This window comes from Nocardiopsis sp. FR4 (assembly GCF_009830945.1).
Lineage (GTDB): Bacteria > Actinomycetota > Actinomycetes > Streptosporangiales > Streptosporangiaceae > Nocardiopsis.
On sequence record NZ_VWVV01000023.1, the window covers coordinates 74,222 to 88,850 of the forward strand.

General features: G+C 74.3%; 15 protein-coding genes. 7 read left to right on the forward strand and 8 right to left on the reverse strand.

What is annotated here, in order from left to right; translation table 11 throughout:
- The first annotated feature begins 111 nt into the window (after window positions 1–111).
- From FYW95_RS19505 to FYW95_RS19515, 3 genes are all read left to right on the forward strand, one after another.
- Complete coding sequence (locus tag FYW95_RS19505; protein ID WP_160050635.1) at window positions 112–564, forward strand: DUF4307 domain-containing protein; 453 nt, start codon at window positions 112–114, stop codon at window positions 562–564.
- A gap of 138 nt (window positions 565–702) precedes the next feature.
- On the forward strand, window positions 703–1,203 hold the full coding sequence (gene greA / locus FYW95_RS19510) for a transcription elongation factor GreA (protein ID WP_159941795.1): 501 nt from the start codon (window positions 703–705) through the stop codon (window positions 1,201–1,203).
- A 231-nt stretch (window positions 1,204–1,434) separates the two neighbouring features.
- Window positions 1,435–2,061 carry an RDD family protein gene (locus FYW95_RS19515; RefSeq protein ID WP_159941794.1) on the forward strand — a complete coding sequence of 209 codons (627 nt, stop codon included), beginning with the start codon at window positions 1,435–1,437 and terminating at the stop codon, window positions 2,059–2,061.
- A gap of 17 nt (window positions 2,062–2,078) precedes the next feature.
- Here FYW95_RS19515 and FYW95_RS19520 read toward each other — a convergent pair whose 3' ends face one another.
- The 4 genes from FYW95_RS19520 to FYW95_RS19535 form a co-directional block, all read right to left on the reverse strand.
- Entirely contained in the window at window positions 2,079–3,464 is a 1,386-nt protein-coding gene (locus FYW95_RS19520) for a hypothetical protein (RefSeq protein WP_236567702.1), read from the reverse strand.
- A gap of 74 nt (window positions 3,465–3,538) precedes the next feature.
- Window positions 3,539–3,949 (reverse strand): MerR family DNA-binding transcriptional regulator, encoded by a 411-nt coding sequence (locus FYW95_RS28975; protein WP_370463007.1) that lies wholly within the window; start codon window positions 3,947–3,949, stop codon window positions 3,539–3,541.
- Between the two features lie 85 nt (window positions 3,950–4,034).
- Window positions 4,035–5,186, reverse strand: coding sequence for an FIST signal transduction protein (locus FYW95_RS19530; RefSeq protein ID WP_160050636.1), 1,152 nt, complete (start codon window positions 5,184–5,186; stop codon window positions 4,035–4,037).
- A gap of 54 nt (window positions 5,187–5,240) precedes the next feature.
- Window positions 5,241–6,686, reverse strand: a complete 1,446-nt coding sequence (locus FYW95_RS19535) for an aminotransferase-like domain-containing protein (RefSeq protein ID WP_160050637.1) — start codon at window positions 6,684–6,686, stop codon at window positions 5,241–5,243.
- Here FYW95_RS19535 and FYW95_RS19540 point away from each other — a divergent pair.
- The 3 genes from FYW95_RS19540 (at window position 6,685) to FYW95_RS19550 (ending at window position 10,297) form a co-directional block, all read left to right on the forward strand.
- Window positions 6,685–7,644: a DMT family transporter gene (locus tag FYW95_RS19540; RefSeq protein WP_160050638.1), complete on the forward strand. Its 960-nt coding sequence runs from the start codon at window positions 6,685–6,687 to the stop codon at window positions 7,642–7,644. The genes FYW95_RS19535 and FYW95_RS19540 overlap by 2 nt on opposite strands.
- A gap of 9 nt (window positions 7,645–7,653) precedes the next feature.
- On the forward strand, window positions 7,654–9,081 hold the full coding sequence (locus FYW95_RS19545) for a sigma 54-interacting transcriptional regulator (protein ID WP_160050639.1): 1,428 nt from the start codon (window positions 7,654–7,656) through the stop codon (window positions 9,079–9,081).
- Window positions 9,082–9,151: 70 nt separating this feature from the next.
- Window positions 9,152–10,297, forward strand: a complete 1,146-nt coding sequence (locus FYW95_RS19550; RefSeq protein ID WP_236572252.1) for a vWA domain-containing protein — start codon at window positions 9,152–9,154, stop codon at window positions 10,295–10,297.
- Between the two features lie 61 nt (window positions 10,298–10,358).
- Here the strand turns inward: FYW95_RS19550 and FYW95_RS19555 are convergent, their stop codons facing one another.
- On the reverse strand, window positions 10,359–11,168 hold the full coding sequence (locus FYW95_RS19555) for a GntR family transcriptional regulator (protein WP_160050640.1): 810 nt from the start codon (window positions 11,166–11,168) through the stop codon (window positions 10,359–10,361).
- An 8-nt stretch (window positions 11,169–11,176) separates the two neighbouring features.
- Window positions 11,177–11,902 (reverse strand): GntR family transcriptional regulator, encoded by a 726-nt coding sequence (locus FYW95_RS19560; RefSeq protein ID WP_159941787.1) that lies wholly within the window; start codon window positions 11,900–11,902, stop codon window positions 11,177–11,179.
- Between the two features lie 316 nt (window positions 11,903–12,218).
- Between FYW95_RS19560 and FYW95_RS19565 the strand changes: the two genes are divergently transcribed.
- Window positions 12,219–12,449 carry a hypothetical protein gene (locus tag FYW95_RS19565; RefSeq protein WP_159941786.1) on the forward strand — a complete coding sequence of 77 codons (231 nt, stop codon included), beginning with the start codon at window positions 12,219–12,221 and terminating at the stop codon, window positions 12,447–12,449.
- A gap of 190 nt (window positions 12,450–12,639) precedes the next feature.
- Here FYW95_RS19565 and FYW95_RS19570 read toward each other — a convergent pair whose 3' ends face one another.
- Window positions 12,640–13,785 (reverse strand): cystathionine gamma-synthase, encoded by a 1,146-nt coding sequence (locus tag FYW95_RS19570; RefSeq protein WP_160050641.1) that lies wholly within the window; start codon window positions 13,783–13,785, stop codon window positions 12,640–12,642.
- A gap of 84 nt (window positions 13,786–13,869) precedes the next feature.
- The gene (locus FYW95_RS19575) at window positions 13,870–14,610 is read right to left on the reverse strand and encodes an acyltransferase (protein WP_159941784.1); all 741 of its coding nucleotides are present in this window, start codon (window positions 14,608–14,610) and stop codon (window positions 13,870–13,872) included.
- Window positions 14,611–14,629 lie beyond the last annotated feature (19 nt).

Genomic DNA, 14,629 nt, shown 5'->3' on the forward strand with positions numbered 1-14,629 from the left:
GCCGCCCGGCTCCCCCGGGCCCGGTCGAACGGCTCACGCACGGGCCGCGTGGGGAGGCTGTCAGGTCGGGGATATCTTAGACAACACCGTCCCCTTGTTCGGAGATTCCCGATGCAGCCGACCCCGGAAGAAGACGCCGTGACCAGTGCCGACACCGCGGCCCAGACGACGGCCGACGCCCCGGCCGCTACCGCGCCCGCGCTGCGCAAGCGCCACGGCAACGGCCCGGTCTTCTTCGTGCTCGGCACCCTGTTCGCCCTGCTGTGCGCGGTGGGCTGGGGCTATTCGGTGATGAACTACAGCGGTCTGGGCGGTGGCGTTTACCACCAGGTGGTGACCTTCTCGGCCCCCGCGCCCGACCAGGCCACCATCAGTTACGAGGTGAACAGCAGGGGCGGGGCCGAGTGCCTGATCGTGGCCCGGGACGAGCAGCTGGTGGAGGTCGGACAGACCCGCAGCACCGCCGAGGCCGGGAACCGCATGGTCACCACGACCGTTGAAACGGTTCGTCAGGCAGCCACGGTAGAAGTGGCCTCGTGCAGGGAACAAGGTTCGCAGGACTGATCCACCGAGCCCCTCCCAGCCGGTCCCGGCGACCGGGCCGAACCGCGGGTACCCGTGTGTGACGACGCACGGTGATATTCTCGTAAGTTCAGCTCTGGCCGCTTGGTGGCCTTTGCTACTAGTACACAAGGAGTTCCCGTGACCCAGACCCGCGATGACAACGTCACCTGGCTCACCCAGGAGGCGTATGACCGGCTCAAGTCCGAGCTGGACCACCTGTCGGGGAGGGGGCGCATCGAGATCGCGGAGAAGATCGAGGCGGCCCGGGAAGAGGGTGACCTGAAGGAGAACGGCGGCTACCACGCCGCCAAGGAGGAGCAGGGCAAGATGGAGGCACGGATCCTCCAGCTCACCGAGATCCTGCGCAACGCGCGGGTCGGCGAGGCGCCCCGCACCGAGGGCGTGGTCGGCCCCGGCATGACCGTCACCGTCAAGTTCGACGGGGACGACGACGAGGTCACCTTCCTGCTCGCCTCCCGCGAGGAGAGCGGTTCCCCGATCGACGTGTACTCTCCGCGGTCGCCGCTCGGCTCCGCCATCAACGGCAAGAGGGTGGGCGAGAAGGTGAGCTACCAGCTCCCCAACGGCAAGAGTCTGGGGGTCGAGATCATCGACGCCGTCCCCTACAGCGGTATGTGACACCACACGCGGCGGATCAGGTTGGGGGGCGGCACCGGCCGCCCCCACCGCTTTTCCGGGGTGCGCGGTCCGCTCCGTCCCGGGGCGGCCGCGGCGCCCCTCCGGCGGATGAGGCCCCCGAGGGATCCCCTCGGGGGCCTCGCACGTCATAGGCTCGGAGCGCGCGCGGGCCCGCACGCGCGCAGCCCCCGCAGGAGCACCCGCCAACGGAACTGAGGGACCCCCGTCGCCATGTCCTCGCCCTACTGGAACCCCAAGGAACCACGCCCCGGCCCGTACCGGCCCCCGGGTTGGGCCCCCGGCGGCCCCGTGCCCGGACAGGGCGCTCCCCCGCCCGGCTGGGGTCCGCCCGTCCCCGGCCCGGTTCCCGGACACGGAGCGGCCCCGGGGCGGGGCGCCGCCCCCGAACCGGCCACCCTGGGCCGCCGCCTCGCCGCCCGGCTCATCGACTACGTGCTCGCGGTCGTGGCCGCCGCGGCCTTCTTCGTCGTCATGATCCTCGTGACGGTGGCCCTCACCGGGAACGAGGAGACCAGCGACGCCGAGGCCAACCTGTGGGCCCTGCTGTTCGTGTTCGGCTGGGGCCTGCTGCTGTTCTTCTACGACTGGCTGTACCTGGTCACCTGGGGACGCACGCTCGGCAAGATGATGGTCGGGGTCAAGGTGGTCAGCGCCGCCGACGGCGGCAGGCTCAGCCAGGGTCAGGCGATGGGCCGGGCCGCGTTCTTCGGCCTGCCCCAGTCGCTGCCCTGCGTGGGCCACGTCTTCACCCTGGCCGAGTCCCTGGCCGCCCTCAGCGACCGGCGCGCTCGCACCCTGCACGACCGGGTCGCCGGGACCGTGGTCATCCGCGCCTGAACCGGCGCCGGCGCCCCCTACAGCTCCGCGCAGTCGGGGGCGTCGGCGCCGCCCTCGGCGAACACCGCCGGAACGTAGTGCTCCTCGCCGATGCGGTACCAGGTGTTCGCGCTTCCCCCCGGCCCCCGCACCTGCTCGCCGGAGGTCTGGCAGGCCACGTCGACGTGGGCGCTGTGCGCGGCCAGGCCCACCTCGGCGTACTGCGTGCCCGGGCCCCGGCGCACGGTCACCGGGTCGTACCGGCTGTCGGTGCCGATCCGGGCGTGCCGCAGGTACTCCCCGGTCCAGAGGTAGTCGACCCGCACCCACCCGTTGGTGGGCAGGCGCAGCCCGTCCCGGAAGGCGCCGTCGGCCAGGTCGATCCCGGCGGGGTTGCGCACGCGCCGGCCGAACCCGTCCAGGCCGCCGTTGTGCCCCTCGGCGTAGGCCGCCTGGGCCTGGGGGCGCCCCCGGTCCAGGTCGCGCCAGGACTCGCGCCGGGCGTTCCAGTGGTCGTCCCGGATGTTCCACGGGCCCACGTCCCACACCGGCAGGTAGGCGCAGCGCGGCCGGTGGCCCTCGGTGTCGCCCGTGCCCTGGGGGCCCAGCGCGCCGGTGGTGCACACCCGCACCGTGTACTCGCCCTCGCCCCGGGAGGCCAGCCCCCGGCGGGAGGGCAGCGCCGCGAAGTAGTCGTTCTCCCGCACCCGGTGGCCGTTGGCGGTGCTGCTGCCGACCAGGCCGATCCGGGTGGCGAACAGCCTCGCCGAGAACGGCGCGGCGGGTTCGGCGGTCTCACCCTCCTCCGGGGCGTCCGCCCCGGAGCCGCCGGGCTCGCCGCCGCTGCTCTCCAACCGGCGCAGGTAGAGACCGGTGACGGCGGTGCGGTTCCCGTCGACCTCCACCCGCAGCTGCACCCGGGAGACGTCGCGCGGGAGCGCCACCCGGCCGCCCTCCTCCCCGGTGGGATGCCACTCGGTCCACATGCCGTCGGAGCGGACGCCGCGCAGCTCGGTGAGCACGTCCTCCGCCCGCCCGTCGGTACGCACCCGCACGTCGACCGTGTCGGTGGGGGCGTCCAGGGGCTGCTCGGGCAGGATCGCCAGACCGGCGTAGCGCGGTTCGGCCCCCGGCGACCGGTAGGTGCGCACCCCGGTGTCCCCGGCGCTCTCCTCGTCCAGGCGCAGCGCCCCGGACTCCAGGACCAGGCCGACGCGGTCGGCGGCGGCCAGGTCCTGGCGGAGCCACTCCCCGTGCGCGAGGGCCGGCGCCGGGGCCAGCGTCAGGAGGAGGGCCGCGGCGCCCAGGGACGCCAGGGCCCGCACCCCCGCCGCCGCGGTGCGGGCGGCGGGGGTGCGGGCGGTGAAGGCCCCGGGAGGACCGGAAACGGTGGCGGTGGCGCGTGCGCGCCTGGGATCGGACATGCTGGTCTGGCCTCGCTGAACACGTGGAGCGGCAGAATTGATCACACTCAGTAAGCATTCTGGACGGTGCGTGCTCAAGCAGGGCGTCTCGGGTGTCGGTACGGGGAGGGTAAAGGTCCGCCCTGGTGGCGGGCGCACGGTCCGCCCGTCCGGCTCCTGGCGCCGGGGATCGAGGGCGTGCTCGCCGCGGGTCCGGCCCGCCTCGGGTCGCCGCGGCACCTCGTGCGGGAACTCCGCGCACGCCGCGTCTGCGTCAGCGCCGGACCCGGAGGCGGGGTGGGGCAGGACCACCGCACGGGCAGCCCGGACTCCAGCGGCGAGCGGATGACGCGGGCCCGGTCGGGGGTGGACCGGCAGTAGTCGCGGTACCCGTTGCGGCAGAGCCCGGGGACGATCAGACCCTCATCCCCGTAGTACCGCAACGACCTGGCACTGACCCCGCTGGCCCTGGAGGCTTCACCGATCTCCACGTGCGGGGACGGCACCGGGGCGCTTCGCGGGCTTACCGGCGCGCTGGACCGCGGCGGAAGCCGAGGACGCGCGCAGGCGTGGGCACCCCGTTCCGCCGTGCTAGGAGAAGGCCAGCAGGCAGGCGGTGAACCCGTGCACGTGGTTCACGCCGCCGACGGGCCCGATCTCCCCAGCGGCGAAGAACCCGGCGACGGCGTCGACGCCCAGGACCCGGTGCACGGCGAGGACGTCGTGGTCGGCGTGCGGGAAGAGCGAGGCTCCGCGGCCGTTGCAGGAGAAGAGCAGCCCGGCGCCGACGGGGTGCTGGGCGCCGAAGTCGGAGAGCCGCCGGGCGAGGTCCTCGTCGGCGGTCCCGGCGTCGCGGACCTGGAAGCGGACGGTCTGGCCGACCTCGACCATGTCGCCGACGGTGAGGGCGCCGAGTTCGGGGTCGGCCCCGGCGAGGGTGCGGATGAGGAAGTCGCCCTGGTCGTGGTGGTCGGCGTACTCGTCCATGGCGATGCCGATGTGCAGGCCCTGTTCGGCCAGCGCGCGGTCCTCCTCGGAGAGCTCCTCGACCAGCTCCTCCAGCTTCTGGTAGGCGTTGGTGCCCGCGAGTTCCAGCAGGAGGTTGCCCTCGGACTTGGTGACGGTCATGGGCGGCCCGACGGGGCGGCAGCCCTGGCTGACCACGGCGCCCAGGACGTTCTCACCGCCGACGAGGACGCCGACCGCTCCGTTCTCGGCCACCTCGCCCTCGCAGAAGAGCCGCACGGACTCCTCACCGCGCATCCCGTCGGCCATGCCGCCGACGATGGGCAGGCCGCCGAGGGCCTCGGTGGACTCGCGCACGAAGGCCTGGGTGGGGAACTCGTAGGGGTTGGTGAGCAGGATGGCGGCGCGGTCGCGCGGCCCGGGCTCGTGCATCCCGACGACGGCCAGGTGGTCGCCCTCGATGATGGTGTCCAGACGGAACGGGGTGATCTCCACGCCGGGCAGGCTCGCGCACCACACGCTCACCGAGCCCTGGCCCTCCACGCCCCGGCCGCCGCCGATGACGCCGGTGGAGCTGCACCCCAGGGTGGCGGCGTCCCCGGCCAGCTCCATGACGCGCCTGCCCGCGAGGGTGACCTCCTCGGTGTCGGCGCCGCAGACGAAGAAGCACACCAGGTCGGCGGGGCCGTCCACCTGTTCCAGCGCGTCCGTCACGGCCCGCTCGGCCGCGTTCACGAGGTCGGCTCCCGTCGTCAGTGCATCGCCGAAACGCGCCACCAGCTGCCACCCCCGGTCTCACCGGCCCTCACGGCCGGACGCAGGACTCCACCGTCACGCCCATTCTTCCACCTCGGTGCCGCCCAGGGACCCCCGCTGGCGCGCGAGTGCCCGCCCGATGGCGCGCGCTCCGTCGGGGAAGGCGCCGGGGCGGGGCCCGGAGTAGTTGAGTCGGAGGTAGGCCCCGGCCGGTTCGGCGGGGAACCACTCCTCGCCCTGGGAGACCACCACCCCGGCCCGCTCGCAGTCCCGGACCAGCCGGGCCACGTCGGTGGTGTCCGGCATCCGGCACCAGAGGTTGAGCCCTCCCTCCGGCACGGACTCCGGCCGCAGGTCGGGGGCGTGCTCGCGCAGCGCGCCGAGGAGCAGGTCCCGGCGCGCGGCCAGCTGCTGGCGCAGGCCCCGCAGGTGGGTGCGCCAGGCGGGCTGGGTGACGACGTCGAGCGCGACGGCCTGGAGGAGCCCGCTGACGTACATGGCCTCGGCCTGGGCGTCGGCGAGCAGGCGTTCGCGGGCCGGTCCGCGGGCGAGGACCCCGGCCACGCGCACGGACGGGGAGACGCTCTTGGTCAGCGAGCGCAGGTAGACGACGTGGCCGCCGTCGTCGCGGGCCGCGACGGGGACCGCCTCCCCGGTGATGGCGAAGTCGTGCGCCCAGTCGTCCTCGACCAGGAAAGCGCCGTGCGCGCGGACCACGTCCAGGACCCGGTCGGCCAGGTCGGACGGCCACCGGGCGCCGGTGGGGTTGGCGAAGGTGGGCTGGGCGTAGAACGCGCGCGCCCCGGTCCGCTCGAAGGCCCGCGCCAGCTCCTCGGGGTCGGGGCCGCGGGCGCCGCTGGGCACGGGCACGACCCGCACCCCCGCCCGCGCGGCGGCCAGGATCGCCCCCCAGTAGGTCGGCGACTCCAGCAGGAGCGGTCGGCCCGCGCCGACCAGGGCGCGGAAGGCGGTGCTGAGCCCGCTCTGGCTGCCGGGGAAGACGACGACGTCGCCGGGCGCCGGCGGCGTGACGCCGACCGGGGTGGCGGCGGCGAGCTCGGCCGCGAACCACGCCTGGAGTTCGGGCAGACCGGCCGAGGGCGGACGCGCCACGGCGGCGTCGCCGCGCGAGGCGCGGGCGAAGGCGGCCCGCACCAGGCGCCCGGGCAGCAGTTCCCGGTCCGGGTAGCCCGAGTGCAGCGCGATGACGTCGTTGGGGACGGTGCGCAGCGCCGCGGGCCGGCCGGGGGCGCGGTCGCGCGGCGATCCGAGGGCCGCGGTCTGCCACCCGTAGTCGTGGGGTCGGGCCACGCGGACCGCGCGGACGAAGGTCCCCACGCCGGGTCGGCTCTCCACCATCCCCTGGGCCGCCAGGACGCGCAGCGCCTTCTGTACGGTGACCGGGCTGGCGCCGTACCGCGCGACCAGGGCCCGGGTGGACGGCAGCCGGGCCCCCGGCGCGGCGGTGGCGATCCACTCCCGCAGGTCCCGCACGATCCGCGCACTGCTATCGTTATTCATGACAGACAACAGTAGCGCTACTCGTCCGCGACCGCAGGCGCTATCCCAGCGGGCCGGGCTGTGGTGGGGTCTGCTCGGGATCACCGCCTTCTCGTTCACCCTCCCCCTCACCCGGGCCGCCGTCGACGACGGCGGGATGTCACCGCTGTTCGTCGGCTCCGGCCGCGCGGTGGTCGCCGCCCTGCTCGCCGCCGCGGCGCTGGCGCTCACCCGGCAGCGCTTGCCCCGCGGGAGCCAGTGGGCGCGCCTGGCGGTCGTCGCCGCTGGCGTGGTCGTGGGCTTCCCCGTGCTGACCTCCTTCGCGATGACCGCGGTCCCGGCCAGCCACGGCGCCGTCGTGGTCGCGCTCCTTCCGGCCGCGACCGCGGTGACGGCCGTGCTGCGCGAACGCGAACGGCCCCCGGGCCGGTTCTGGGCCGTGGCCGCCGTCGGCGCGCTCGCCGCGGTCGCGTTCGCCTCGGCGCGGGGCGGGTTCGGCGGCCCGCACTGGTCCGACCTGCTCCTGCTCGGCGCGGTCGCGGCGGCCGGGATCGGCTACGCCGAGGGCGGGCTCCTGGCCCGTGAGCTCGGCGCCTGGCAGACCATCTCCTGGGCGCTCGTGCTCTCCGTCCCGCTGATGTGCGCCCTCACCGCCGTCACGGCGGTGCGGCACCCCCCGGCCGCCACCGCTGCGGAGTGGACCGCCTTCGCCTACCTCGGCGTGGTGAGCATGTTCCTCGGCTTCTTCGCCTGGTACCGCGGCCTGGCGGTCGGACCGATGTCCCGGGTCAGCCAGGTGCAGCTCGTCCAGCCCGTGCTGAGCGTGTGCTGGGCCGCGCTGTTCCTGGGCGAGCCGCTCACCTGGCCCACCGTCCTCGGCGGGGCCGCCGTGGTGCTGTGCGCGGGCGCGGCCGTACGGGTCCGGCTCGGATCCGGTGCGGCCCCCGCGCGTCGGACGGGCCCCGGCGGTTGCGGATAGGTTCGGGGTGTGAGCGCCCTCCCCGAACCCCCGCCCCCGCCGCCGCTCCCGCGCACCCTCGCGGAGCTGCGCGAGTCCGGACACACGCACCGCCCGGTCGCCGCCGAGGTGCGCGAGAACCTGCTCCGGCGGATGGGTTCGGGGCAACCCCGCTTCCCCGGCGTGCACGGGTTCGACTCCACCGTGCTGCCGCAGGTGGAGCGGGCCCTGCTCGCCGGGCACGACATCGTGCTCCTGGGCGAGCGCGGCCAGGGCAAGACCCGGCTGATCCGCACCCTGGCGGCCCTGCTCGACGAGTGGTCGCCCGCCGTGGCCGGGTGCCCGGTCAACGACCACCCCTATGCCCCGGTCTGCCCCTCCTGTGTGCGCCGCGCCGCCCGGGAGGGCGACGCGCTGCCCGTGGTGTGGCGGCACCGCGGGCAGCGCTACGGCGAGAAGCTGGGCACACCCGACACCGGGGTGGGCGAGCTGGTGGGCGACGTGGACCCGGCGCGGCTGGCCCAGGGTCTGTCGCTGGGCGACCCGGACACCATCCACTACGGCCTGGTGCCGCGCGCGAACCGGGGCGTGTTCTGCGTCAACGAGCTGCCCGACCTGCCCGCCCGGGCCCAGGTGGCGCTGTTCAACGTGCTGGAGGAACGGGACCTGCAGGTGCGCGGCTACAGCCTGCGGCTGCCCCTGGACCTGCTGCTCGTGGCGAGCGCCAACCCCGAGGACTACACCAGCCGGGGGCGCATCGTCACCCCGCTCAAGGACCGCTTCGGCGCGCAGGTGCGCACGCACTACCCGCTGACCCTGGCCGACGAGCTGGCGCTCGTCCGGCAGGAAGCGGCCCTGCCCGAGGGCACGGTCGTGCCCGCGCACCTGCTGGAGGCGGTGGCGCGCTTCACCCGGCTGGTGCGCGCATCCAAGAAGGTGGACGCGCGGTCGGGGGTCTCGGTGCGCTTCGCGATCGCGGCGGCCGAGACGGTGGCGGCCTCGGCGCTGCGCCGGGCCGCGCTGTCGGGCGAGGAGGTCCCGGTGGCCCGGGTGTGCGACCTGCCCGCGGCGGTGGAGCCCCTGCTGGGCAAGGTCGAGTTCGAGCTGGAGGCGGAGGGGCGCGAGGCGGAGGTCCTGCACGCGCTGCTGCGCCGGGCCGTGGCGGAGACCTTCCGCGCCCGCCTTGGGGAGGCGGACCTGTCCGCGCTCAGCGACCGCTTCTCGGGCGGCGGAACGGTGGAGACCGGAGACCTGGTCGGCGCCGCCGAACTGCTGCGCCGGGTGGGTGCCGTGCCGGGGCTGGCCGCGATGATCGGCCGCGCCGCGCCGGAGGCCGAGGACGGCCCGCCCACACCGGGGCTGGCCGCCGCCGTGGTGGAGTTCGCGCTGGAGGGCCTGTACCTGGAGCGGCGCCTGTCCAAGGACGCCCTGCCCGACGGAGGGGTGTACCGCTTCTGAGAGGTCTACCACCCCGGCGATCCGGGAAGGCACTGGTGCGTAGGCGCGCGATTCGGGAAGGCGGGTGCGTGTGAGGTTCCGGTACCGGGCGTACATGGGCGGGCCCGACCCCCTGGCCGAACCCGACCCGCCCCCGGAGGAGGCCGTGGCCGCGGCCCGCGAGCTGCTGGGGCTGATCGCCCCGGCCCTGGACGGACCCGCGGGCACCCCCGAGCTGGTCGCCCTGGAGCGTGCCCTGACCCGCTACGCCGACGGCGACCGCGGCGCCCTCGGCGCGCTGGACGCCGTCGGACTGGGCCGCCTGCTGGAGCGGGAGCTGGGCCGCGAGGCGGGCCTGGCCCTGGGACGGCTGGACGAGGCCGACCACGGGCTGAGCCCGCGCGAACTGCGCCGCCTGGGCGAGGTGGCGCTGCGCGACGTGGAGGCCGCGCGGCTCGGACGCGGCGGCCGGGACGGCTCCCACCGGGGAGGCGGCGCGCCCGGCGGCGAGCCCACCGGGGTTCCGCTGCCCTTCGACGGGGACCGGGACCTGGACGCGGTCGCGACCGTGCGGGAGGCGGCGCTGCGCCGGTCCCGGCCCGGTGAGCGGGACGCGGTGCTGCGCACCGAGGACCTGCGGGCGGCCGGGACCGAACCCGTGGAGGCCGCCGCGGTCTCCCTGCTCGTGGACCTGTCCCACTCGATGGTGACGCGCTCCCTGCACGAGGCCGCCACCCGCACGGCACTGGCCCTGCACACCCTGGTGGCGACGCGCCGACCGCAGGACCGGCTGCACCTGGTCGGCTTCGGGGAGCGGGCCCGGGAGCTGTCCGTGGGCGCGCTCGTGGCCCACGACTGGCGCCGGGTCCCGGGCACGAACCTGTACCACGCCCTGCGGCTGGCCCGCGCCCACCTGCGGCGGCACGGCGGGCTGCGCCCGCAGGTGCTGGTGGTCACCGACGGCGAGCCCACCGCCCATCTGGGCGAGGACGGAGACGCCCGGTTCGCCTGGCCCGCCTCCCCGCGCACGGTGGAGCTGACCGTCGCCGAGCTGGACGCGACCCTGCGCCAGGGCGCGGAGGTGACCTTCTTCCTGCTCGCGGACGACCCCCGGCTGCGCGGGTTCCAGGCGCTGGTGGAGCGGCGGCGCGGCGTGCGGGTGGTGCACGCCGACTCCGAGGCGCTGGGCCCGCTGGTGGTGGACAGCTACCTGGGCCGCCGGAACCAGGGCGTGTAGGCGGATACCCGCCCTGCCGCGCGACGGACGGCACCCACCACACGCCCTGGGCCGGGACGGGTCAGCGCTCGAAGATGTTGACGTCGGAGGCCAGGACCAGCAGCTCCTCGGGGGCCTCCCCCCCGGAGTAGAGCAGCTGGTGGCGGTTGGCGGGCATGACCGTCTCGGTGAACCGCAGCGGGCGCTCGCCCTCGTAGGTCACCCGCTCCTGGACCAGCAGCGGGATGCCCGGCCCCAGGCCGAAGGACTCGGCCTCGTCGGGGGAGGGCATCCGGGCGCCGACGATGTCCCAGTTCCACTCCTCGCGGTACCCCAGCGACCGCAGGACCGCGGTCACCCCCTCCTCCAGGCTCTCCGGGGACATGAGCGGGGTGTTGCCCGCGATGTCGTAGGGGAAGTAGGTGACCTGGGACTGCCACAGCCCGCCCTCGACGAACCGGGAGGAGGAGCGGACCACGACCAGGTCGCCCTGGGCGCCCCCCTCGACCCCGTGGCGCAGCCGCTTGGCGACCTTGGGCCGCATGGTGTCCAGGCTGACCTTGGTCTCCTGCCGGACCTGGTCGTACCCGGCCTCGCGCAGGTGGGGCTGGTAACCCGCTTGGAAGCGCTCGGAGTCCCCGCCGCCCGTGACGGGGGTGGCCAGGTGGACGATCGGCCGGTGGTCGGCGACGAAGGCCCCGCGCCCGGCGCGGATGGCGATCCGTCCCTCGTCCTGCAGGATGCGCATGCCCAGGCGGGCGGTGGCGCGGGAGACGTCGAGCTGCTCGGCGAGCTCCTCCTCCCCCGGCAGCCGCTCGCCCGGTTTGTAGTCGCCCCTGGCGAGCGCCTCGCGCAGGTGGTCGGCGACAACCGTCTTCCTCGACGTGTTCATGGGTGTGCTCAGTCCCGGTGGTAGGCGTTCATGTTGCCGTGTTCGTACTGGTAGCGGATGCTGTGCCCCGCGTAGACCGTCTGCACCAGCCGGATCGGGCGCTCCTCGGACAGGTCGGTGCGGTGGACCGTCAGCACCGGGACGCCGGGCGGGAGTTCGAGCTGGTTGGCCTCCTGCGGGGTGGGCATACGGGTCTCCAGCTCGTCGACGAAGCCGACCTGGCGCTGGCCGTGCTCGGCCAGGACCGCCAGGGCGCTCTCCACGTCCTCGGGCAGCATGAGCGGGGTGTCCTGGACCAGGTCCATGGGGTAGTAGGCGGCGCTGACGGAGGCCGAGACCTCTCCGGAGAACCGGTACATGCGGCGGACGACCGTCATGTCGCCCTCGGGGACCCGTAGTCGGCTGGCGATGTCGGGGGTGGCGCTGAGGAGTTGGAGCTCCTCCAGGTTCTGCCCGGTCATCCCCGACTCATTCAGGCCGTTGGGCCCGTTCCGGTTGGCGTGGAAGGTCTCGGGGACCACGTCCTGGACGAAGTGCCCGCGCCCGGGGCGGCTGACGATGAGCCCCTGGTTGCGCAGCATGCCCAGGGCCAGGCGGATGGTGTTGCGGGAGGCCTCGAAGCGCTCCTCCAGCTGTTTCTCGGAGGGCAGCTGACCGCCGCGGGGCAGGCCTCCCTCCTGGATCTCGCGCCGCAGGGCGCGCGCGATCTGCCGGTATCTGCTCTCTGCCCGCATACATCAGTCCTTGCCGGGGTAAAAGACCAACCAACTGCTTATCTTGTACCAACAAGCTAAGCAGGACACCAGATGAACGGGGCCATCCGGCCAACATGAGCCCATAGTAGAGGAACGCCACTCCAGGTATACGGCTTCGACGCCGCCAGGACACCGGCGAGGACGAGAATCGACGGCCCCGCACCTTCGACCAGGCGCCTGCCCCGAGCGCGACTTCCCAGAACAGAGAACCGGAACCGTGGAACACCGCACAACGCCCCCTCCCGCCGTCGGGGGGCGACCGGAGCACCGAGAACTTCCCCCCTAGGAGAACAGCATGATCCCCAACATCATCGCGCTCGTCGGAGTCGTGTTGCTGGGCCTGGCAGCGGGGTTCTTCCTCGCCGTCTGCATCGGCATCCGCCGCCAGGACGACCGGGGAACCTACCGCTCGCTGCGCGGCGGCCAGGGCAGCACCCCCCTCTCCCGCACCGGCAGCCTCGTGGTGGGACTGCGCTTCCCCGGCAAAGGAGCCGGCTCCCGGGACCGCACGCCCACCGCGGTCTGAACCGTAGGAACCGGGAGCGGAACCACGTCTGACGGTGGTCCCGCCCCCACAGGAAGCACGAGCCGCGACGGGCCCGGCGCACAGCCGGTGGACCCGCGCGGCGGGGCCGGACGGGCGCACAGGCCCGGGGCCCGAGACCTCTCCCCCTCCTCCGGCCACCGGTGTCCGGAGGAATCCTCCGTATGGCGGGTCAGCCCCCCAGGGCCTGGAGGAGGTCGGCGACCAGGTCGTCGGCGGACTCGATGCCCACGGAGATCCGCACCAGGTCGGCCGGGACCTCCAGCGCGGAGCCCGCGGTGGACGCGTGCGTCATCCGGCCGGGGTGCTCGATCAGGGACTCCACCCCGCCCAGCGACTCGCCGAGGGTGAACACCTCGGTCCGCTCGCACAGGGTCAGCGCGGCCTTCTCCCCGTCGCGCAGGGCGAAGGAGACCATCCCCCCGAAGGACTTCATCTGCTTCTCGGCGGTCCGGTGACCGGGGTGGCCGTCCAACCCGGGGTAGAACACCCGGCGCACCGCGGGGTGGCCCTCCAGCACCGCCACCACCTGCTCGGCGTTGGCGCTGTGCCGGTCCATCCGCACGCCCAGGGTCTTGATCCCGCGCAGGGTGAGCCAGGAGTCGAAGGGCCCGGGGATGGCGCCCATGGTGTTCTGGTGGAAGGCCAGCCGCTCGCCGAGTTCGGCGTCGGAGACCACCAGCGCTCCCCCGACCACGTCGGAGTGGCCGCCCAGGTACTTGGTGGTGGAGTGCACGACCACGTCCGCGCCCAGGGTCAGCGGACGCTGCAGGTAGGGCGAGGCGAAGGTGTTGTCGACCACGTGCAGGGCGCCCGCGTCGTGAGCGATCCCGGCGACCGCCTCGATGTCGGTGATGTTGAGCAGCGGGTTGGTGGGGGTCTCGGTCCACACCACCCGGGTGTTGGGCCGCACGGCCGCGCGCACGGCCTCGGGGTCGGACTGGTCGACGGCGTCCCACTGCACGCCCCAGCGCTCGACCACCTTGGAGACCAGCCGGAAGGTGCCGCCGTAGGCGTCGCCGGGGATGATCATGTGGTCGCCCGGCGACAGGACGGTGCGCAGCAGGGTGTCCTCGGCGGCCATGCCGGAGGCGAAGGCCAGGCCGCGCACACCGGACTCCAGGGCGGCCAGGCACTCCTCCAGGGCCGCGCGCGTGGGGTTGCCGGTGCGCGAGTACTCGTAGCCCTGGCGCAGACCGCCCACCCCGTCCTGGGCGTAGGTGCTGGTCTGGTAGATGGGCACCACCACGGACCCGGTACCGGCGTCCGGCTCCTGTCCCGCGTGGATGGCCAGCGTTTCAAACCCGTCGAACGTCATGGGCTCACAATAGTGCCCCACGACCAGTGGCCTCCCGTTCTCCACAGGGAGCCGGGCCGCGGCCCCGGGAGGGCGGGCGGAGGCTCAGGCGGGCGGGAAGCGGGTGGCCGACCCGGGGCCGGGCGGCTCGGCGGGCGCCTCGGGGGGCAGGCCGGTGACGGGGGTGGGCACGCGGGTGGGGGTGCCGCTCTCGCGCAGCGGCGGCTCCCAGCCCACTTCGGGGTCGTGGGTGCGCACGACCTTGCCCGGCACGCCCGCGATGACGGCGTGGTCGGGGTAGGTGCCCGGCCGCACCACGGTCCCCGCGGCCACGACGGAGTTGCGGCCCAGGTGCACGCCGGGCAGGATCACCGCGTTCGCGCCGATCCAGCTGCCGTCGCCGATGCTGACCGGGTCGTCCACCGGCCACTGCAGGCCCACCGGCATCTCGGTGTTGGCGTAGGCGTGGTTCTGGTCGGTGATGTAGACGTAGGGGCCCGTGTAGACGTGGTCGCCGATGTCGACGGACTTGTGGGCGACGATGTGCGAGCCGCGGCCGATCGCGCAGCCCGAGCCGATGCGCACGACCGTGCCCGGCCCGAGGTCGTAGTCGGGGCCCATGCCCGCGGCGAGGGTCATGTCCCCGCCCAGGACGGTGTGCACGCCGATCTCGATCCAGGGCTCCCCGTAGAGGGTGGCCGTGGGAAAGGCGATCGCCGAGCCCGCGCCGAAGCGCGCGAACCGGCGGGCCGCCCGGGAGTCGGAGCGGATCTCGGCCTTGCGGCGGGCGTACGACCAGACGGAGCGGATGATCCAGGACAACAGCCGCGACACGCGTGCCCCCATTTATTACCTACCAGTAACT

Bases quoted from the DNA above. Each gene is read 5' to 3' on its own strand.
- FYW95_RS19505 (WP_160050635.1), top strand. From the start codon at position 112: ATGCAGCCGACCCCGGAAGAAGACGCCGTGACCAGTGCCGACACCGCG.
- FYW95_RS19515 (WP_159941794.1), top strand. From the start codon at position 1,435: ATGTCCTCGCCCTACTGGAACCCCAAGGAACCACGCCCCGGCCCGTAC.
- FYW95_RS19520 (WP_236567702.1), bottom strand. From the start codon at position 3,464: ATGTCCGATCCCAGGCGCGCACGCGCCACCGCCACCGTTTCCGGTCCT.
- FYW95_RS19540 (WP_160050638.1), top strand. From the start codon at position 6,685: ATGACAGACAACAGTAGCGCTACTCGTCCGCGACCGCAGGCGCTATCC.
- FYW95_RS19535 (WP_160050637.1), bottom strand. From the start codon at position 6,686: ATGAATAACGATAGCAGTGCGCGGATCGTGCGGGACCTGCGGGAGTGG.
- FYW95_RS19555 (WP_160050640.1), bottom strand. From the start codon at position 11,168: ATGAACACGTCGAGGAAGACGGTTGTCGCCGACCACCTGCGCGAGGCG.
- FYW95_RS19560 (WP_159941787.1), bottom strand. From the start codon at position 11,902: ATGCGGGCAGAGAGCAGATACCGGCAGATCGCGCGCGCCCTGCGGCGC.
- FYW95_RS19565 (WP_159941786.1), top strand. From the start codon at position 12,219: ATGATCCCCAACATCATCGCGCTCGTCGGAGTCGTGTTGCTGGGCCTG.
- FYW95_RS19570 (WP_160050641.1), bottom strand. From the start codon at position 13,785: ATGACGTTCGACGGGTTTGAAACGCTGGCCATCCACGCGGGACAGGAG.
- FYW95_RS19575 (WP_159941784.1), bottom strand. From the start codon at position 14,610: ATGGGGGCACGCGTGTCGCGGCTGTTGTCCTGGATCATCCGCTCCGTC.